The organism is Inquilinus sp. KBS0705, assembly GCA_005938025.2.
Taxonomy (GTDB): domain Bacteria; phylum Bacteroidota; class Bacteroidia; order Sphingobacteriales; family Sphingobacteriaceae; genus Mucilaginibacter.
The window spans coordinates 293,962-312,533 of the sequence record VCCI02000002.1; the positions used below are offsets into that span (position 1 = coordinate 293,962).

Here is an 18,572-nt window from a genome sequence, read left to right on the forward strand (position 1 = left end):
AAACCGTTATGAAGCACTTATTTACAACTACCGCTATTATACTTTGTTTACTGGTAAGCGCCTGCTCAAAGAAAAGCGAGCCAGCTCCCGAGGCTCCACATACTATTAAAATAACAGCATCGGCCACGGCAGATTTTGCTGTAATCATTTATACAGCCGATAGCTTTGGTGGTACACAAACAGAAGTAAAAAACATAACCGTAGCAAAAGGTACATCGTTTGAGTATAGCACGCAGGCGGCAGTTGGCAGCTATGTGTTTGTGAAGTTATCGTCTGATGTAAGCAACAGTATCAGCTATAAAATATACAATAATGGCACCATTGCCGACCAGGAAAGCGGGAAGATATTTGCAACGCATACTACCGCTACAATAAGTTATACAGTAAAGTAATACTAAACTGTATATTAGGCTAATGAAAAAGCTATTATCATCAACTGGTTTAATTATGTGTCTGTTAATAATGGGGTGTTCAAAAAAGAATAACCTAAGCCCTGTTAATACTAAGCATACTATTAAAATTACGGCGACCTCCGAAAAAGAGATAGTTGTAGATTTGGCCGTTATAAAAAGCGGAGAAACAGATAAAAAGTACGTTAACACTCAAACTATTACCGGCAGTTATGAATATTCACTCGATTTAAATGTCGGCGATAAACTATGGGTAGAGGTATTGAATAATAATTTTGGTAATGTGCTCTTCACCTTTTACGACAATGGAAAAGCTTACGGCGTTCCTGTAACGTCATCAGCACCGAGGATATCCATCCCTATTGATGTAAAGTAGATTATTTAACCTTTTCTACTCTTAAGCCAACATCGGTAACATCGCGCAAGGGGTTGTCGCGCATGTTTTGCTCTAACTCAAAATGGTAGGTACCTTTTTTAGGGAACTTATATTGGGTGAGCAAAGGCAATTGGTAACTGTATAAGTTGCCGCTTCCGCTGCCCAGCCATTCGCCATCGGCGTTTGCCAGTTTAAACTCGAAGCGGGTAACTTGCGTCTTAGCGCCCGGATTACTCCTAAAAAACAGCGCGAATATATTAGAATACTTATACGTACCGGCCACCCTTAAATTAAAGTAAATATTATAGGGGATGGTTTCATCTTCTATTTTTACATCAAACTTAATACGGTTTACATAGGACCAGTTGTGATTAACCACTTCCTGGTTTTGGTCGTATACCGATAAGGGGTCGGTGCAACCTTGTGCCGTAAAAAGCACAAGGGCTATAAATACACCTAAAACAATTTTTAAACGCTGCATTATTTTATTCCGGCCTTGGCGGGTTATCGTTACGGTTGGGGTTATTATTATTGTTTGGCCTTGGCCTGTTGTTATTGCGCCTGTTATTGTTATTTCCCTGCGGGCGGTTACCACCATCGGGTCTGCTCACATTTGGTTGCTGCCCATCAGGTCGCGACTGCTGTGGCGCCGGCCTGTTGTTCGGGTTGGCTTGTTGCTGCTGGCTTTGAGCGCCGTTGGGGCGCTGATTTTTATTGCGGTTTTTGTTCTTTTTATTTTTGTTATTACGGCTGCGTTCGTCAAGGCGGGTTAAGCTGTCTTGTCCAACAACGTTCTCGTAATCCAATACTTTAACCGGCTTGGTTTCTATTTCAACAACTTCGCCCAAATCGGCAGGGATAACCCCATCACGGTTCATTTGCTGAATTTCTTTAACGCGATGTATAGGCAATGGCACCCACGATTCTTCGCGAGGGTAACTAAACCACATCAGCTTTTTAAATATGTCTGTCTTTTGCAAACGCGCGTCGCCCCGCTCTGTACGCAGCATATTTACATTATCAGGGATGTGTTTTAAGGCATCCATATAAGTATCCAGCTCGTAGTTTAAACAGCACTTTAATTTGCCGCACTGGCCGGCAAGTTTAAGTGTATTTAACGATAGATTTTGATAACGCGCAGCCGAAGTTGATACCGTTTTAAAATCGGTTAACCAGGTGCTGCAGCAAAGCTCGCGCCCGCATGATCCAATACCACCCAGGCGGCTTGCCTCCTGGCGCATACCTATCTGCCGCATTTCGATACGTATGCGGAACGATTCCGCCATTTTCTTGATCAGTTCCCTAAAATCTACGCGGCCTTCGGCCGTATAATAAAAGGTAGCTTTGGTTTTATCGCCCTGGTAATCCACATCGCTTATTTTCATGCTTAGGTTTAATTCCAAAGCCAGCGTGCGCGATTTATGCATGGTTTCCCACTCCAGGTCTTTAGCCATCTTCCACTTGTCTACATCGGCAGGTGTGGCACGGCGATATATTTTTTTAACAACGTCGGCTTCTTTGACATGGCGCTTGGTCATTTGCATGCGCACCAGTTCGCCGGTGATAGATACATGGCCAATATCGTAACCGCCGGTAGTGGTTTCTACAGCAACTAAGTCGCCGGCTTCCAGGTAAATATTATCAACGTTGTTATAAAATTCTTTCCTCGATCCTTTGAACTTTACTTCAATAATTGGATAAGGTTTATAGTTTGTTGGCATATCCATATGCGATAGCCAATCGTGTACATCTAATTTGCTGCAACCATTAGTAAGGCACGAGCCATTACTTTTGCAGCCTGCAGGTGAGCAACCGCCCCCTGTTGAGCAACTTCCGCATCCCATAATTAATTTGGTATATAATGATTCCCCGAAGGGACAATTTTCAAATGTAATACTTTTATAATCTGCAAAGATACGTCTAAAAACAAGATTTTAGGGTTTGCGTTACGTTCTATATGATAATGGGCCTTTTCCAGCTCGTCAATTACTACCTCTGCTTCAGAAATTTTAATAACCGATGACATTTTTCGGGCTGTTTCCATTTCGCGTTCAGGCAGTTTAACCAGTCTTTCGGCGCCGCTGCGCAGCAGGCAGCACTCGCGTAAAAAACTGGTGCCGTAGCGTAAAAAGTTCTTTTGATTTTCGCGGCCCATTTTTGATGTCTGTTCTACAAATGCCAAAACATCGAGGCCTTTATTGGCAAAGCACAAACGAAGCCATTGTACAAACAACTCGTGATAGCTTTTGGTATCGTGTAATAACATGCCCAAAGCTTCGGTCATGTTACCATTGCTCAGGTAGGCAATTTCGGCGGCAGCGGTATCTGTTTGGTTATGATTCGCTACCATTTCTTGTTTAATGTCCTCGTAATTTAAGCAAGGTATTTTTATGAGCTGCGTCCGCGATAAAATGGTGTTCAATATCTGGTCCTGGTTTTGGGCAACCAGTAAAAACAGCGTATTGGGCTGCGGCTCTTCAATTACCTTAAGCAAGGCGTTGCCCTCTTTGTCGAGGTATTCGGGCAGCCATAGTATCAGTATTTTGTAGGCTGATTCAAAGGGCTTAAAGCTTAGCTTTTTTATAATTTGATGGCATTCGGCAATGTTGATGTTGGCCTGTTTATTTTCGGCCTCTAAATATCCGCGCCAGGTATCTAAGTTTAAGTAGGGGTTAGCGTTAAAAGCCTCGCGCCATTGTTCAATAAAAGTTAGCGCGGTATCATCCTTATGTTTGGCAAAAAAAGGGTAACTAAAATGCAGATCCGGGTGCATAAGCTTTTGATACTTGCGGCACGATGAACATACCCCGCACGAATCTGTCGGTTGCTTATCCTCGCACGACAAATATTGCGCGTAAGCAACCGCTAAAGCCAAACTGCCGCTACCCTCGGGCCCCAAAAAGAGCTGCGCATGGCTCACCCGGTTCTCTGTTACCGAGTTGATCAATCGTTGCTTTATAGCCTGTTGCCCTATAATATCCTTAAACTGCATTTGGTGCAAAATAACGAATTGATTTTAGATGTACGATTTTAGATATTAGATTTAGCCCGGTTACTAACACCTGCGCAAATAATACGCACATTTGCAATTACATATAAGGCAATGCATCAATCGACAATCGTACATCTAAAATCAAAAATCAAATGAGGGTAATGGCTTTTGACTATGGCACCAAGCGCATCGGCATTGCCGTTACCGACCCTATGCAAATCATCGCTACCGGGTTAGATACCATACATCCGCTAAAAATCATCGATTACCTGAAAAAATACCTGCAAACCGAACAGGTGGAGCGTTTTATAGTGGGCGAACCGAAACAAATGGATAATACCCCCTCGCAATCGGCCATACATGTAAAGGGCTTCGTTAATTTGCTAAAAAAGACCTTCCCCGATATCCCTGTGGAAATGTTAGACGAACGCTTTACTTCAAAAATGGCATCGGCCGCCATAGCCCAAAGCGGAATGGGCAAAAAAGCCAGGCAAAATAAAGAGTTGGTAGATACTATATCGGCCGTGATATTACTGCAAAGTTGGATGGGGAAAACGGTCTGAACCGCTGATTTTTGTGATTGGGGGATTTCGTTGATGATTTTTGTAATTTTGTAGCAAAAATATTCCCCCCTTAATGAAAGATATTGTTAACCCCTCTTATTCACATTCAAAGATTACAGGCAAAATAATTGGCTGTGCGATTAAAGTGCATAGTGCGCTGGGAAACGGATTTCAGGAAGTAATATATCAGCGTTCGCTGGCGATTGAAATGCAGAAACAGGGCTTGGGCTTTGCCAGAGAATTGGAAATGACAATTTTTTATGATGGTGTTGATGTTGGAACCAGGCGGGTAGACTTTTTGGTTGAGGATAAGATCATGGTTGAACTAAAAGCTGTCGTAAAGTTGGAAGATGTTCATCTTGCCCAGGGTCTTAACTACTTAGAAGCATATAAATTAGCAACGGGTTTACTGATAAATTTTGGTGCAAAAAGTTTGGAGTTTAAGCGTATTACTAACGAGTATAAGCTCAGAAATCAATCAACGGTATCATCCAATCATTAAAATCAACGGTCAACAATGGAGATTTTAGATTCAAACCTGCAGAACTACCTTGATGCGCATACTGACGCGGAGCCCGAAGGCTTGCAAAAAATAAACCGCGACACCTATTTAAAGGTACTTAAGCCCAATATGCTAAGTGGCCATTACCAGGGGCGCGTTTTGAGCATGCTGAGCAAAATGATGCAACCCAAACTTATTTTAGAGATAGGCACGTTTACCGGCTACTCGGCTATTTGCCTTGCCGAAGGCCTGGTTGAAGGCGGCATTTTGCATACTATTGAAGTGAACGCAGAAATGGAAGAAATGCTGAATTCACATTTTAAACTGACAAATGTGGAAAAAAAAATCAAGCTGCATATCGGCCCTGCTGATAGTGTAATAGCTGATTTTGAGGGGGATAACTTCGATTTAGTGTTTATTGATGCGGATAAAAGAAATAATTTGACGTACTTTGAGTTAGTATTAGACAAAGTAAGGCCCGGTGGGTTAATAATAATTGATAATGTTTTGTGGAAGGGGAAGGTATATGATGGCAACGGAAATGACGCCGATACCGAAAGTTTCCGCAAACTAAATGAGCACATAACTGTTAACAAGCAGGTCGAAAAGCTAATTCTGCCTGTCCGCGACGGACTATTGCTCATCAGAAAAAAGTAAATTATGAAGAAACTCTTAACTGCTACTCTACTGTTAGTATTTGCACTTGTTGCAACAACCACAGCCGTATCGGCACAAAGCGCTTCACAATCCTACATCGAGAAGTTCAAAGATAATGCCATTCGTATAATGCACGAGACCGGGGTGCCCGCAAGCATCGTTTTAGGTGTAGCCATGCACGAATCGGGCAGCGGTAAAAGCGCCATAGCACAAGGATTGAACAATCAGTTTGGTGTAAAAGGCGGAGGACGTGTAGTTTATTACAGACACAATAAAAAAGTAACCTCGGCATACAAACGCTACGACTCGGTTTTAGACTCATTTAAAGACTTCGCCCGCATCATGACAGAGCGTAAACAGTTTAGCCACCTTAATGATAAACTTTCGCAATACGATTACAAAGGCTGGGCGCTGGGCATACAGCGTAATGGTTATGCAAGCAGCCGTAAATGGGCATCGCAAGTGTTAGGCATCATTCGCAAGTACAATTTGAATGAACTGGATTCTACCCCCGACTCTACCCAAACACAAAAGGAGATTTTAGCCGATAACAATCAATAATTTATATATTTAGCCGTAAGTTTGGCTAATAAACTATTGAGGTTACCCGTTATGCGCAAAATTTACATACTGCTTGTTTCCTGCATTATATTTACGTCGTGTTCGGCGCATAAAAGCACCATTAGCCGTCGCCAGGCGCATAAAAACAACGTAAGCATACAAAAAGCCAACCGCAAGGCCATTGCAAATTACAAATCGTACACCTCCCTTGAATATATAGAGCGCTTTAAGGCCATTGCCATACAGGAAATGAACACTTATGGCATACCTGCCAGTATTACCCTTGCACAGGGCTTGTTTGAATCCGGCTCGGGTAACAGCGATCTGGCCAAGGTGGCCAATAACCATTTCGGAATTAAATGCGGTAGCAACTGGACAGGGCAGGCTTACTATAAAGATGATGATAACGATAACGATTGCTTTAGGGTATACAGCAACCCCGAAGACTCGTTTCGCGACCACTCTACCTTTTTAAAGAAAAAGAACTACGCCCGCTTGTTTGAGCTGGATAAAGACGACTATAAAGGCTGGGCCTACGGCTTAAAAGCCTGCGGCTATGCCACTAACCCCAAATACCCGCAGCTGCTGCTAAATATTATTGATAAGTACGACCTTACCCAGTATGACCGCGGCGAAGGCGAAGTGCAAAAGATAAAGCGCGAAGACAGGGTGCTATCGCAGATAAACGATAATATTGGCAAGCCGGCAAGCGACTCGATAACCCAAACCCCGCCCGACGACAAAATTTATACCGTAAAACAGGGCGATACACTATACAACATTTCAAAACGTTTTGGTATCACAGTAGACGAATTAAAGGCGCTGAACAACATGAGCGATAATGGTTTAAAAATTGGCCAAAAGCTGGTTGTAGTTAAATAGCTTGTTAAATATTGTTAAAGAATAGCGCACCTGTGGCCAAATACTTAGTTTTACACCCTCTGATGAAACTATGGTTTGCTTTATTATTATGTATGGTTACGGTAACAGCTTTTGCCCAGGTAAAAGAAGTGAGCGGTATTGTATTTGATAAAGAAAGCAAGGCCCGTATTGCCAAAGTAAAAGTACAAAACATCACCACCAAGGCCGAAGCATTTAACAATCTTAAAGGGGAATTTAAAATAAACGCCACCACCGGCGATATACTTATTTTTACCAAGCCCGACCATCACCCGGATACGGTTATTATTACAAGCAATGCCGCGTTAGCTGTTTATATGAAACCGCTTGCAATAGCCCTGCGCGAGGTAACTATACGCGATACCTTACAAAATCCCCAAAGTCGCCTGGCAGCCACAAAAAGCGAATACAACAAGATATACGGATCTTTAGGCTACCGCGATTTACTAAATGTATCGCCGGGCGGGGCTGGACTAAGTATTGATGCCCTTTACAACATGTTTAGCAAAAGCGGCCGCAATGCAGCGCACCTGCAAGAGATAATTGAGCGCGATTACAAGCAAAACGTAATTGATTACCGCTTTAACAAAACCTTTGTAAAAGGCATAACCAACCTTAGTGAACCTGCACTTACCGATTTTATGTTTAAATACCGCCCCGGCTATTATATGGTTACTACCGCCGGCGATTACGAGTTTATTGCCTATATACGCACCAGCCTTAAACGCTACTTACGCAACCCAAGGGCCTACGAGCTTTCGCCGTTAATACCCGCCAAATGAAATACCCGGTTATTGTAGTGCCCTTTTTAAATGTGAATGGCATGGCGCTGTTCCCGGTGATACTGGTTAAACATAAAGCATTACTGGCCGATAGCGTTACCATAAACCACGAAAAAATACACTTGCGCCAGCAGGCCGAATTATTGGTACTGCCATTTTATGTATTATATCTGTTAAACTACCTGGTAAATTTGATCAGTTACCGCAACCATCATAAAGCATACATGAATATTTGTTTCGAACGCGAGGCTTATGCCAACGAGGCGGATATGAATTACCTAAAGCAGCGCAAATGGTTTAAATGGCGGCTTTATTTTTAAAGCGGTAACTATAAAGTTGAATTTGTGCAATGAAATAACAGATTTTTCCGTTTTATTTGCTGTATGTTAAAAACGGGTACTTGTTTGTTTTTTTTAGTATCGCTTGCATTTAGCCTATCGGTAAATGCACAAACTACCGATACTGTAAAAAAAGATACTGTTAAAATTGATACCGGCCTGCTCAATAACATGAGGCTGTTGCCCAAAAAGAACGCTATACCGGTAGCGGTTACCCCCCTGCAAATACAACAAGAGCTGATACCGGTAACCATGCTTGATTATAAAATGATCTATTGGAAAAAGAGCATCGTATTCGGGCTTAATTTTAGCCAGTCGGCATTTAGCAGCAACTACAGTGCGGGTGGTGTTACGGCGGTAGCCCTGGGTACCAACTTTATTTACCATACCGAGTATAACAAGGCCCCCTTTAGTTATGTATCCGAACTTAACCTAACCTATGGGGTATCAAAAAACAAAGGCCAGGGCAAGCGTAAAACCAACGACCGTATTTATTTTGATAACAAGCTGGCATCACAACTATCCAAACACTGGTACTTTTTCGGCGCGTTAACCTTCGAGTCGCAGTTTGACAAGGGTTTTAACTATGTCTATACCGACCCGGCAACTGGTATAGTATCAAACACGCCGGTATTGATCTCTAATTTCATGTCGCCGGGTTATTTAACCGAGTCGATAGGTTTTGAATACAAGCCCACCACCTACTTCGATCTGCGTTTAGGTACAGGTACCGCCAGGCAAACATTTGTTTTAGATAAAAACATCATCAGGTACCAGCCCGATAATTATGGCGTAGACTCCTTACACACTATTAAAAACGATCTGGCTTTCCAGGTAGTGGCGTTGTTTGATAAGGATATCATGAAAAACATCCATTTAAACACCCGCTACGCATTGTTTATCCCCTATGGCCAATCGTTGCAGTATATTACCCACCGTGTAGATATGATATTATCTGCACGTGTAAATAAACTGATCAACGTAACTATTAACGGCACCATGCTGTACGATAAGAACACCGCCCGCGATGTTCAGGCTACCGAAGGCTTGGCGCTGGGGGTGTTGTATAAGTTCCCGTAAGGTATAGCTCCGGTATTATTTCTTCTTTTTACGCAAGCTTTGATAATCGATATAGTACAGTACTTTAACCGAAAAGTTATTGTTTTGCGGCTGGTTATACGTGTCTTTTAAATTATAGTAATAATCGTGCGCGGCTATGTTGTTGTATGACTGTGCCGACTGTTTCCAGGCCAAACTGATCTCGCTACCCGGAGAGAACTGCCAAACGTATATCATATCAATATTCCAGATGTTGTAGTTTTGGTTAACATCGTGGTCAAAATCATCAGTTGTAGGGGCTATAAGGGATCCATCCTTACGCAGCGAAAAGAATTGTTTATAATTCACTTTAGACCAATAGTGCCTAAGCCTTAAATTAAGCCCCATTACATTACTAAAGGTATATTTTACATTAAAGATATTGTCGACAGTGCGCACATCGCGCAAACCAAAAACAGAGGCAGTACCATCGGTAGTAATAGTGGCAAAGCCAACGCTGTTGTTACGCGGGCTAATGGTAACATCGCTGCCGAAAGAGAAGCGGTTGCTTACGCGGTAGGTGTAAAACAACTCCAGGTCAGTTCCGGTGCCGTTATATCGGTTAGCCCATTGGTTGCCCAGCCAAAAGCCGCCCCAAAGCTGTTTAGCCTGGCTGGTGCGCAGGTTCCAGTTTAGTATAAAGGTTTCCGGGCGTTTAAAAACAAGGCCGGCTGTGCGTGATTCATAAAAATCGTTGCTGTTTAAACGCACATGTCCGTTAATATTGGCATACCAGTTATTTTTAAAGTTGGCAAAGCCCCCAAAGTTTTGGTTAAAGGCCTGGTATGACGATGGCTGGTACCTTACTGAATAATAAGTATTGGTCCAGATGCCCCATTGGGTAAATATCCATTTGGGTTTGTATTCGGCATACTGCAGGTTAAGCTGGTTATCTATGTAATTAGCATTGGTGTAATAGCCAAGGTCGTTAGCGTCATATTTATCGCTGGCAAGGTCCTGTACCACGTTCCAGGTAAAGTTGCCGGATGTTTTACCTCCGCTAACTTCATAACTGTAGCCGGTTTGTGTAGGCGTTTGGCTGGCGGCTTGGTAAAACTTGTTACTTAAAAAACCAAAACCCGACAGGTTGTAAGTGTTCTTTTTGTTATTAAGGTTAAATACAAACCCGCCCACATCGGCATTATAATCTTTACCAAAGCGGTAAACATTCGTATTAATAAACGTAACCGCCGAGTTGTTTTTTAAGTTTTGATCCAACACAATGATGTTGTAGTTGGTTAACGGGCTGGTTTGTACCTGCCGCCTGTTGCCAATGCTATCCTCAATGGTGGCATACGCGGTGTTGGTAATGCCGTTAAATACGCCTATACCCAGGCCTTTTGCCGTACGGCCGCTAAACTTAAAGGCGTTTATCAGTTTAGTTTCGGTAGGGTTTTTTATAACCGATTCGCCCGGTTTAAGCCCTGCGTAGGCATTACTATAATCAATTGGCGAGCCGCCCACCCTGCGCGAATAAAATAAATTGCCTTTGTTAAACAATTCGGTACCCTCGGTAAAAAACGACCGGTTTTCGTTGTATTTTACCTCAAACGGGGTAAGGTTCAATATCTTATTATCAGATTGTACCTGCCCAAAATCGGGTATCAGGGTAAGGTCTAAAGTAAAGCTTTCGTTGATGCCGTATTTTACATCCATCCCACCGTTAACCGATGTAGTGGTATTAGCCACACCCGCCGTATTGTATGGGTAATGGTTTACATAGGTAGAAAAGTAAGGATAAAACGCAAGGCGCACGGGTGGCTCCAGTTTTTGTAAGCCGCTTAGCTCGCCTTCCTGGTTTATAAGGCCATTCTTTTTAGGGTCAACCTCGTTCCACCATAATTGCTTTTGCTCGTTTACGCGCTTGCGTATCAGATTCATGCCCCAGGTTTGAATATCCTTTTTGGCAAAGCGCAGTGCCGAGTAAGGTATACGCATTTCGGCGGTCCAACCTTGCGCGTCTATCTTAGCCTGGCTGGTCCAAACGGCGTTCCAGGTTGGGTCTTCAATGTTGCCGTTGGGGTTAGGCGCATACTTGGCGTCAAACTGGCCATTGGTTGTGGTCACAAAAAAGCCCGAGCCATTTATACCATCCTTGTAAGTATCAAAAATCACCCCTATAAAATCGGCGGTGCCTACGTTGTCGCGGGTAGCAAACTCGCGGGCAATTTGGCTGGGGTCGCTTTCGTACATTCGGGCCGATATGTAAATAGCATCGTTATCGTATATAAACTTCACCTCGGTGCGGTTCTCATTTTTTTCGTGCAGACCGGCGGTGGGTTGTAGTTCAACAAAATCGGTAGCTATGGGCACATTCTCCCAGGCCTTATCATCCAATACGCCATCAATTTTTGGCGGGGTATTGGTTTTAACGGCAATAATACGTTTTGGTGCCTGGGCAAGGGCCGATAGGGTAACAAAGGATAATAAAACGGTAGTAAAAATTCTCATCAATGGGGGCTAATAGTTGGCTATAAGATGCGCGAAAATGCACAAGCGTTACAGTTTATTTTGTTAAATGTTAGTTAACGAGTGTTAAAAAGTGTTTTATTACAATCTATTTAAGCCGAATTGTTTCAAAATCATAACTTTGTGTCCTCAAAAATTAATAAAAAATAATGTTTGAAAATCTTTCGGATAAGCTCGACAGAGCGTTTAAAGTACTAAAAGGCCAGGGATCGATCACTGAAATTAACGTGGCCGAAACCATGAAGGAGATACGCAAAGCGCTCCTGGATGCCGACGTAAACTATAAAACAGCAAAAAGCTTTACAGATGATGTAAGGCAAAAAGCAATAGGCCAAAATGTGTTAACCGCCGTTTCGCCGGGTCAGTTATTAACCAAGCTGATGAACGACGAGCTTACAGCCCTTATGGGCGGCATCACAGCCGACCTGGAACTAAAGGCATCGCCTACCATCATTTTAATTGCGGGCCTAAATGGTGCCGGTAAAACCACCTTTACGGGCAAGCTGGCCAATTACCTAAAAACACAAAAGGGCAAAAAGCCATTATTGGTTGCCGATGATATTTACCGCCCCGCGGCTATTGACCAATTGCAGGTACTGGGCCAGCAAATAGGCGTGCCGGTTTATGCCAACCTGGAATCGAAAGACCCGGTAGCTATTGCCCTTGAAGGTATTGCACAAGCCAAGCGCGAGGGCAACAACGTGGTAATTATTGATACCGCCGGCCGTTTAGCTATTGACGAAGCCATGATGGTGGAGATTGAGCAGGTAAAAAAAGCCACTACCCCGCACGAAATTTTATTTGTGGTAGATAGCATGACCGGCCAGGATGCCGTAAACACCGCCAAGGTGTTTAACGACCGCCTTGACTTTACCGGTGTGGTGTTAACCAAGCTGGATGGCGACACCCGTGGTGGTGCCGCGCTGTCTATCAAATCGGTTGTAAACAAGCCTATTAAATTTATTGGTACCGGCGAGAAGATGGAAGCGTTGGACGTTTTCCACCCGGATCGTATGGCATCGCGTATTTTGGGCATGGGCGATGTGGTATCGTTAGTAGAGCGCGCGCAACAACAATTTGACGAGAAAGAAGCCGCCGAACTGCAAAAGAAGATACGTAAGAACAAATTCGACTTTAACGATTTTTACGGGCAAATACAGCAGATCAAAAAAATGGGTAACATGAAAGATCTGATGGGGATGATACCAGGCGTTGGTAAAATGATGAAGGATGTAGAAGTGAGCGATGATGCCTTTAAATCGATAGAGGCCATTATACAAAGCATGACGCCGAAGGAAAAGGAAAACCCCGACCTGATAAACCCAAGCCGCCGTAACCGCATAGCCAAAGGCTCGGGAACCGATTTGCAGGAAGTTAACCGCCTGATGAAACAGTTTGACGATATGCGCAAGGTGATGAAACAAATGAGCAACCCAGCAGCCATGGCCAACATGATGCGCAGGATGCCTAAGTAAATATCCCTTTGAAAATAATGAAGCCCCTACAGTAGTTGGGGCTTTTTATTTGTGGCAATAATTTACAACGTGTATATTAAGGCTATGAAAATACTGCTACTTGCGTTTACCCTAATGGTAGCCGCTAAACTGGATGCCCAGACTATATCGGTGGTGAAAAATGATGGTAGCCTAAAAGAGGTTTATAATGTGTTAAAAACAGATACGGCTATTCGGGAAGGTGAATATACCCGGCTTGTTGGCGGGCGCGCGTTGTCTCCAATTGTTGCAGGCTATTATCACAATAACTTAAAAGACAGCCTGTGGCAATACTTTTATAGCAATGTTTTAATAGGCGAGGGACATTATAAGAACGGAGAGAAAGTAGGCATTTGGACGGGATACACCCGCGGTTTCGAACGATTAAAATACGATTTCAGCAAAGATTCGTTAATTACATACATCCCGGCTAAGCTTGACTCCACATTGTTATTTAGGCCCATTACAACAAATAGCGCGGTAAGCTTAGACAGGTGGCCTATATATATAAACGGGATGGCCACGTTTACCCTTTTATTGATGAAAAACGCCCGCTATCCCGCACTTGCGCTTGAAGCTAATAAACAAGGCGAAGTAATACTAACCTTTACAATTAATGAACATGGTACAGCAGGAAACTATCGAATCAAAAATAAAATAGGCTATGGAATTGATGACGAGGTGCTAAGGGTAATGAAGCAGTTGGACGGAGCGTGGGTACCGGGAACGGTAAAGGGTAAGCCGGTGGCTGTAGAATGCGAAATGCCTTTTTTGTTTGAGATTAATCCGCCTGCAAATGTAGTTCACAGGCCGAACCAAATTGTTGTAACCGCAATAAGCCGATAAAATTTAAAAGACTTTTTGTCCCCTTAGTATCCCCGGTATCGGCCCCTGTAGAGGCGCGATACTTCGCGACTTGAACCACTAAACCCACTCATTTCTTTTGTCCCCTCAGGGTCTCCGGGTACGGGACCCTGAGGTCTTAAGGAGAAGTGTCATCTCGACGAAGCAAGGCTGGACTGGGCACCGGGGGCGAGGAGAGATCTTGTTCATTATGAAAAGTTTGCCGCCTGTCTTTCGAACAAGATCTCTCGTCGCTGCGCTCGCTCGAGATGACATTGGTTTCTTTGTATTGGTGAATAAAAACTCACTCGCTAAACATGTATATACCTCTGCTATCATTTATAATTAAAACATTTTCACTATCATTACCTATGCGTAAATCCTTCCTTATCCTTACCGTGCTTGCATTTACACAATTTGCAAAGGCCCAGCAGCCGGGCGCTGTTATTGATGTGCAGCACTATAAGTTTGCCATTACCCTTAACGATGCCGATAACAACATAAAAGGCACCGCCGGCATAACCCTAAAGTTTTTAAAATCAACCAATAAGTTTACATTCGACCTGGCTAAAAAGAACGCGGCCGGTAAAGGCATGCTAATTACCTCGTTAAAAGAGAACGGCAAGCCACTGCATTTTGTGCAGGATAGCGATAAGGTAGAGATAAGCGCCATCGGTAAGGTAAACACCACGCATACCTATGTGATAAAATACGAAGGCATCCCGTCGGACGGGTTGATCATATCGACTAACAAGCACGGGCACCGTACCTTTTTTGGCGATAACTGGCCCAATCGCGGCCACAACTGGCTGCCCCTGGCCGACCACCCTGCCGACAAAGCTTCGGTAGAGTTTATAGTGACTGCCCCGGCCCACTACCAGGTAATAGCCAACGGCTTAAAAACAGAGGAGAAGGCTTTGCCCAAAAAACAAAAATTAACCCACTGGAAAGAAACCGCCCGGCTGCCTACCAAAGTAATGGTAATAGGCGTTGCCGATTTTGCCATAGACCGCCCCGGCACGCCCAACGGCATCCCTGTTTATACGTATGTATTCCCAGAAGATAAGGCAGTAGGCTTTAAGAACTATGCCGTAGCCACTAAAGTAATTCCCTTTTACTCAGAAAAGATAGATCCGTTTGCTTATAAAAAACTGGCGAATGTACAGTCGAAAACCATATTTGGCGGCATGGAGAACGCCGGGGCTATTTTTTATTATGAAAACTCGGTTTTAGGCCAGGGAATTGAGCCCCTTATGGCGCATGAGATAGCCCACCAGTATTTTGGCGACGCGGTTAGCGAAAAGGACTGGCCGCATGTATGGCTTAGCGAAGGTTTTGCCACCTACATGACCAATTGCTACATGGAGAGCCGTTATGGTGTTGATACGCTAAAGGCGGCCGAAAGGGCCGATAGAAAAACGGCGCTAAGCTTTGAGAAGCAATACAAGGCCCCGGTGGTTGACACCGCATACAAGGGCGCGCTAATGAATATATTAAGCGCAAACCCCTACCAAAAAGGGGGCTGGGTGCTGCACATGCTTCGCCGTAAAATTGGCGATGGGGCTTTTTGGAAAGGGATAAGCACCTATTACAAAAAATACAGCGGTGCCAATGCCAATACCGACGATTTTAGGGTAGCCATGGAACAAGCCAGCGGACAGGATCTGAAAGTGTTTTTTAAACAATGGCTGCGCACCGCCGGGCACCCGGATTTGGATATCAACTGGAAATATAACCCGGCCACCAGCAGCGTTGATATACAGGTAGAACAACAACAGGATGCGTTGTTTACCTTCCCGCTGGAGATAAGCGTAAACGGCAAGGTGTACAAATCAGACATCAGCCAAAAAACTACCGCCATTGCAATAGCCTCAACCACGGCCCAAAACACCGTTTTGGTTGACCCTAATGTTAATTTATTTGCCAGCTATATAGTAAACGGGGAGAAAAAGTAAAGTAAGAGTATTTAATTGGGAATAGTAATAGGCGCAAGGTTCCATGACCTGGCTTTGTAGATGGACAAATACCAAAGCGTTGCAGTTTGCATCCGAGTGATCCAACAGATAACCAATTGGAATCCAATCAGACTTAAAGTTTTTATCAATCTTATGAGCAAACTCACCAAAAACCAACCCTTAATTGCGTTTCTTATTTTAATAATGGCTTTTTATGCTCAGTATAGATCATATAAAAGAGACTCAGACTACAATTTGTATAAATGCAAAACAAAACAATTAGCATTACGCGGCATTATTGATAACATCAGCACACGGTCAAATTACATGCAAGCCCACCTAAAAAACACAGACAGAAACGCTTTCTTTAGTTTAAACATAGCTTCGGTAAAGGAAGTTAAGGGCTTCCCTGAAGATTATATTTACCAGGTGGGCGACTCGATCATAAAAAAATCCGGCGAAAAAGAATTTACAATAAAGAGGGGCAAGAATATAGCAGTTTTTATACTGGATTGTGATGATTAATCGTACTACGTCATTGCGCGAAGCGGTAGCGACAAAGTAATCATCAATAGAAAAGTCGGCTACAAGCATGTCGATGATTGCTTCGTACCTCGCAATGCCGATTTGGAGGGGCGGCATGTTCATCTCCCCAGTGCTGGTGCGCGCGTGTCGCGCGTTCCGCCAAGCACATTTTGTATAAACGAACTTCCCGGCAATGGTTTAATCATGCCGCCAACCTGCTGAAATGCGACATATTGGAGAACGCGCGACACGCGCGCACCAGCGACGGCTTCGTCACCTCTCCACCACGTCATTGCGCGGAGCGGTAGCGACAAAGCAATCTCCCGCGCTTTGCATCAAGGGAGATTGCTTCGTTCCTCGCAAAGACGGTTTGGTTATTTAGCGTCTGTTCCACCATGTCATTGCGCGGAGCGATAGCGACAAAGCAATCTCCGCGCTTTGCATGAACGCTTTGCATCAAGGGAGATTGCTTCGTACCTCGCAAAGACGCTTTATTAATTTTTTTCTTGACCGTGAAAATGATTACGCCGTAAAAGCCTCTACTGCTTTTTCTATACGGATGATGGTTTCGCTTTGGCCCAGTAACTTGGCAATGTCGAACACATGGGGGCCAAATTTGCCGCCAACCAGCATCACCCGGAAGGGCAGCATCACATCGCCGGGCTTTAAACCTTTTTCTTCGGCAAGGGCCTTAAACTGGGTTTCCAGTTCGGGGGCTTCAAAAGTATCCGCAGCACCTATCTGCCCGGCAAGGGTGTTAAAAAAGTCGGTTTTAGCGTCGGTCCATTTTGGTTTAACGGCAGCCAGGTCGTATTCGGCAGGGCGTTTAAAAAAGTAGCCGGCCTGCTGGTAAAAATCGGGCAGTAATACGCAGCGATCTTTAACAGTATCTATAATGGTTAATAAGTAAGCCTCGTCTTTTATCACAATGCCGTTGGCAACCAGCACCTCAGCGACTTTCGATTTTAAACGTTCGGCACTCGACCTTTTTATCCACTCGGCATTATACCATTTAGCTTTTTCAAAATCGAATTTTGCGCCTGCTTTACTAATTCGCTCTATCGAAAACTTTTCAATCAGTTCTTCCAGCGAAAATATCTCGTTATCAGTACCATCGTTCCAGCCCAGCATGGCCAGCAGGTTTAAAAAAGCTTCGGGCAAAAAACCCAACTCACGGAAACCGGGGGTTAACTCGTTGCTTTTAGCATCAAACCAGTTCATGGCATATACCGGAAAGCCTAAACGTGCGCCATCGCGCTTGCTTAGCTTGCCGTGGCCGTCGGGTTTTAATATCAAAGGCAAGTGTGCCCATTGTGGCATATCGGCTTTCCAGCCCAGGTACTCCCACAGCAGCAGGTGCACAGGGGCCGATGGCAGCCACTCTTCGCCCCTAAAGGCGTGTGTTATCTTCATCAGGTAATCGTCAACCACAACGGCTAAATGATAGGTTGGCATGCCGTCGGCCTTTAGCAGTACCTTATCGTCTACCTGGTTGGTATCAAAACTAACATAGCCGCGTATCATATCGTTAAAGTTGATGGTATCATCAGCCGGCATTTTTATGCGGATAACATGCGGGGTACCGGCATGCAGCAGCGCATCAACCTCCTGCAAAGGCAGGCTTAACGAGTTGCGCAGCTCGTAACGGTGCGCATGGCCGTATTGAAAGTTGGGGATATCCTTACGTTTTTGTTCCAGCTCCTGCGGGGTGTCAAAGGCATAATAGGCATGGCCTTCGGCAACCAGCTTTTCGGCATACTGGCGGTAAATGGGTTTGCGCTCGCTTTGGCGGTATGGGGCGTACTGGCCGCCTACAACCGGGCTTTCGTCGGGCGTTATGCCACACCATTTAAGGCATTCTAATATGTATTGCTCGGCGCCATCCACATAGCGGGTTTGGTCGGTATCTTCAATACGTAAAACAAAATCGCCATGGTGCTTTTTGGCAAACAGGTAGTTAAACAAAACGGTACGCACACCGCCCAGGTGTAAACCACCGGTGGGGCTTGGCGCAAAACGGACTCTTACTTTTTTATCTGACATTACCCGGCAAAGATAATCCTAATAACCATAACACCGAAAGTATGGGCCGTAAAAGACGGGGCAAC

Annotated in this window: 19 protein-coding genes; 14 read left to right on the plus strand and 5 right to left on the minus strand. The window is 44.2% G+C overall.

Features of this window, described 5'->3' with window-relative positions:
- The first annotated feature begins 8 nt into the window (after positions 1-8).
- Positions 9-392, plus strand: coding sequence for a hypothetical protein (locus FFF34_012700; protein TSD64752.1), 384 nt, complete (start codon positions 9-11; stop codon positions 390-392).
- Between the two features lie 22 nt (positions 393-414).
- Positions 415-786, plus strand: a complete 372-nt coding sequence (locus tag FFF34_012705; GenBank protein ID TSD64753.1) for a hypothetical protein — start codon at positions 415-417, stop codon at positions 784-786.
- 1 nt (position 787) lies between these two features.
- On the opposite strand, the gene gldH is transcribed toward FFF34_012705, so the two are convergent.
- Genes gldH through FFF34_012720 form a run of 3 tightly spaced genes read right to left on the minus strand, consistent with a single transcriptional unit; the run spans position 788 to position 3,778 of the window.
- A complete protein-coding gene (gene gldH, locus FFF34_012710; GenBank protein TSD64754.1) occupies positions 788-1,267 on the minus strand; it encodes a gliding motility lipoprotein GldH in 480 nt (159 codons plus the stop codon).
- A 4-nt stretch (positions 1,268-1,271) separates the two neighbouring features.
- On the minus strand, positions 1,272-2,630 hold the full coding sequence (locus tag FFF34_012715) for a hypothetical protein (protein ID TSD64755.1): 1,359 nt from the start codon (positions 2,628-2,630) through the stop codon (positions 1,272-1,274).
- A gap of 2 nt (positions 2,631-2,632) precedes the next feature.
- Entirely contained in the window at positions 2,633-3,778 is a 1,146-nt protein-coding gene (locus FFF34_012720; GenBank protein TSD64756.1) for a hypothetical protein, read from the minus strand.
- 152 nt (positions 3,779-3,930) lie between these two features.
- Between FFF34_012720 and ruvX the strand changes: the two genes are divergently transcribed.
- From ruvX to FFF34_012760, 8 genes are all read left to right on the plus strand, one after another.
- Positions 3,931-4,341, plus strand: coding sequence for a Holliday junction resolvase RuvX (gene ruvX / locus FFF34_012725; protein TSD64757.1), 411 nt, complete (start codon positions 3,931-3,933; stop codon positions 4,339-4,341).
- 73 nt (positions 4,342-4,414) lie between these two features.
- Positions 4,415-4,843 (plus strand): GxxExxY protein, encoded by a 429-nt coding sequence (locus tag FFF34_012730; GenBank protein TSD64758.1) that lies wholly within the window; start codon positions 4,415-4,417, stop codon positions 4,841-4,843.
- Between the two features lie 15 nt (positions 4,844-4,858).
- Entirely contained in the window at positions 4,859-5,500 is a 642-nt protein-coding gene (locus FFF34_012735; protein ID TSD64759.1) for an O-methyltransferase, read from the plus strand.
- A 3-nt stretch (positions 5,501-5,503) separates the two neighbouring features.
- A complete protein-coding gene (locus tag FFF34_012740) occupies positions 5,504-6,061 on the plus strand; it encodes a hemagglutinin (protein ID TSD64760.1) in 558 nt (185 codons plus the stop codon).
- A gap of 51 nt (positions 6,062-6,112) precedes the next feature.
- Positions 6,113-6,943, plus strand: coding sequence for a LysM peptidoglycan-binding domain-containing protein (locus FFF34_012745; protein TSD64761.1), 831 nt, complete (start codon positions 6,113-6,115; stop codon positions 6,941-6,943).
- Positions 6,944-7,005: 62 nt separating this feature from the next.
- On the plus strand, positions 7,006-7,743 hold the full coding sequence (locus FFF34_012750) for a hypothetical protein (protein ID TSD64762.1): 738 nt from the start codon (positions 7,006-7,008) through the stop codon (positions 7,741-7,743).
- Positions 7,740-8,063: a hypothetical protein gene (locus tag FFF34_012755; protein TSD64763.1), complete on the plus strand. Its 324-nt coding sequence runs from the start codon at positions 7,740-7,742 to the stop codon at positions 8,061-8,063. Before FFF34_012750 ends, FFF34_012755 begins: the two co-directional genes overlap by 4 nt.
- A 63-nt stretch (positions 8,064-8,126) precedes the next feature.
- Positions 8,127-9,161, plus strand: a complete 1,035-nt coding sequence (locus tag FFF34_012760) for a DUF3078 domain-containing protein (GenBank protein TSD64764.1) — start codon at positions 8,127-8,129, stop codon at positions 9,159-9,161.
- A gap of 15 nt (positions 9,162-9,176) precedes the next feature.
- Here FFF34_012760 and FFF34_012765 read toward each other — a convergent pair whose 3' ends face one another.
- Entirely contained in the window at positions 9,177-11,630 is a 2,454-nt protein-coding gene (locus FFF34_012765) for a carbohydrate binding family 9 domain-containing protein (GenBank protein ID TSD64765.1), read from the minus strand.
- Positions 11,631-11,797: 167 nt separating this feature from the next.
- On the opposite strand from FFF34_012765, the gene FFF34_012770 reads away from it, so the two are divergent.
- The 4 genes from FFF34_012770 (at position 11,798) to FFF34_012785 (ending at position 16,464) form a co-directional block, all read left to right on the plus strand.
- Positions 11,798-13,123: a signal recognition particle protein gene (locus FFF34_012770; protein ID TSD64766.1), complete on the plus strand. Its 1,326-nt coding sequence runs from the start codon at positions 11,798-11,800 to the stop codon at positions 13,121-13,123.
- Positions 13,124-13,207: 84 nt separating this feature from the next.
- Positions 13,208-13,987: an energy transducer TonB gene (locus FFF34_012775; GenBank protein ID TSD64767.1), complete on the plus strand. Its 780-nt coding sequence runs from the start codon at positions 13,208-13,210 to the stop codon at positions 13,985-13,987.
- A 368-nt stretch (positions 13,988-14,355) separates the two neighbouring features.
- Positions 14,356-15,939 (plus strand): M1 family metallopeptidase, encoded by a 1,584-nt coding sequence (locus FFF34_012780; GenBank protein ID TSD64768.1) that lies wholly within the window; start codon positions 14,356-14,358, stop codon positions 15,937-15,939.
- A gap of 327 nt (positions 15,940-16,266) precedes the next feature.
- Positions 16,267-16,464, plus strand: a complete 198-nt coding sequence (locus FFF34_012785) for a hypothetical protein (protein ID TSD64769.1) — start codon at positions 16,267-16,269, stop codon at positions 16,462-16,464.
- A 522-nt stretch (positions 16,465-16,986) separates the two neighbouring features.
- Here the strand turns inward: FFF34_012785 and FFF34_012790 are convergent.
- A complete protein-coding gene (locus tag FFF34_012790; protein ID TSD64770.1) occupies positions 16,987-18,507 on the minus strand; it encodes a glutamate--tRNA ligase in 1,521 nt (506 codons plus the stop codon).
- Between the last annotated feature and the right edge of the window lie 65 nt (positions 18,508-18,572).

Bases quoted from the DNA above. Each gene is read 5' to 3' on its own strand.
- FFF34_012700 (TSD64752.1), top strand. From the start codon at position 9: ATGAAGCACTTATTTACAACTACCGCTATTATACTTTGTTTACTGGTA.
- FFF34_012705 (TSD64753.1), top strand. From the start codon at position 415: ATGAAAAAGCTATTATCATCAACTGGTTTAATTATGTGTCTGTTAATA.
- gldH (TSD64754.1), bottom strand. From the start codon at position 1,267: ATGCAGCGTTTAAAAATTGTTTTAGGTGTATTTATAGCCCTTGTGCTT.
- FFF34_012715 (TSD64755.1), bottom strand. From the start codon at position 2,630: ATGGGATGCGGAAGTTGCTCAACAGGGGGCGGTTGCTCACCTGCAGGC.
- FFF34_012720 (TSD64756.1), bottom strand. From the start codon at position 3,778: ATGCAGTTTAAGGATATTATAGGGCAACAGGCTATAAAGCAACGATTG.
- ruvX (TSD64757.1), top strand. From the start codon at position 3,931: ATGAGGGTAATGGCTTTTGACTATGGCACCAAGCGCATCGGCATTGCC.
- FFF34_012730 (TSD64758.1), top strand. From the start codon at position 4,415: ATGAAAGATATTGTTAACCCCTCTTATTCACATTCAAAGATTACAGGC.
- FFF34_012735 (TSD64759.1), top strand. From the start codon at position 4,859: ATGGAGATTTTAGATTCAAACCTGCAGAACTACCTTGATGCGCATACT.
- FFF34_012740 (TSD64760.1), top strand. From the start codon at position 5,504: ATGAAGAAACTCTTAACTGCTACTCTACTGTTAGTATTTGCACTTGTT.
- FFF34_012745 (TSD64761.1), top strand. From the start codon at position 6,113: ATGCGCAAAATTTACATACTGCTTGTTTCCTGCATTATATTTACGTCG.
- FFF34_012750 (TSD64762.1), top strand. From the start codon at position 7,006: ATGAAACTATGGTTTGCTTTATTATTATGTATGGTTACGGTAACAGCT.
- FFF34_012755 (TSD64763.1), top strand. From the start codon at position 7,740: ATGAAATACCCGGTTATTGTAGTGCCCTTTTTAAATGTGAATGGCATG.
- FFF34_012760 (TSD64764.1), top strand. From the start codon at position 8,127: ATGTTAAAAACGGGTACTTGTTTGTTTTTTTTAGTATCGCTTGCATTT.
- FFF34_012765 (TSD64765.1), bottom strand. From the start codon at position 11,630: ATGAGAATTTTTACTACCGTTTTATTATCCTTTGTTACCCTATCGGCC.
- FFF34_012770 (TSD64766.1), top strand. From the start codon at position 11,798: ATGTTTGAAAATCTTTCGGATAAGCTCGACAGAGCGTTTAAAGTACTA.
- FFF34_012775 (TSD64767.1), top strand. From the start codon at position 13,208: ATGAAAATACTGCTACTTGCGTTTACCCTAATGGTAGCCGCTAAACTG.
- FFF34_012780 (TSD64768.1), top strand. From the start codon at position 14,356: ATGCGTAAATCCTTCCTTATCCTTACCGTGCTTGCATTTACACAATTT.
- FFF34_012785 (TSD64769.1), top strand. From the start codon at position 16,267: ATGCAAGCCCACCTAAAAAACACAGACAGAAACGCTTTCTTTAGTTTA.
- FFF34_012790 (TSD64770.1), bottom strand. From the start codon at position 18,507: ATGTCAGATAAAAAAGTAAGAGTCCGTTTTGCGCCAAGCCCCACCGGT.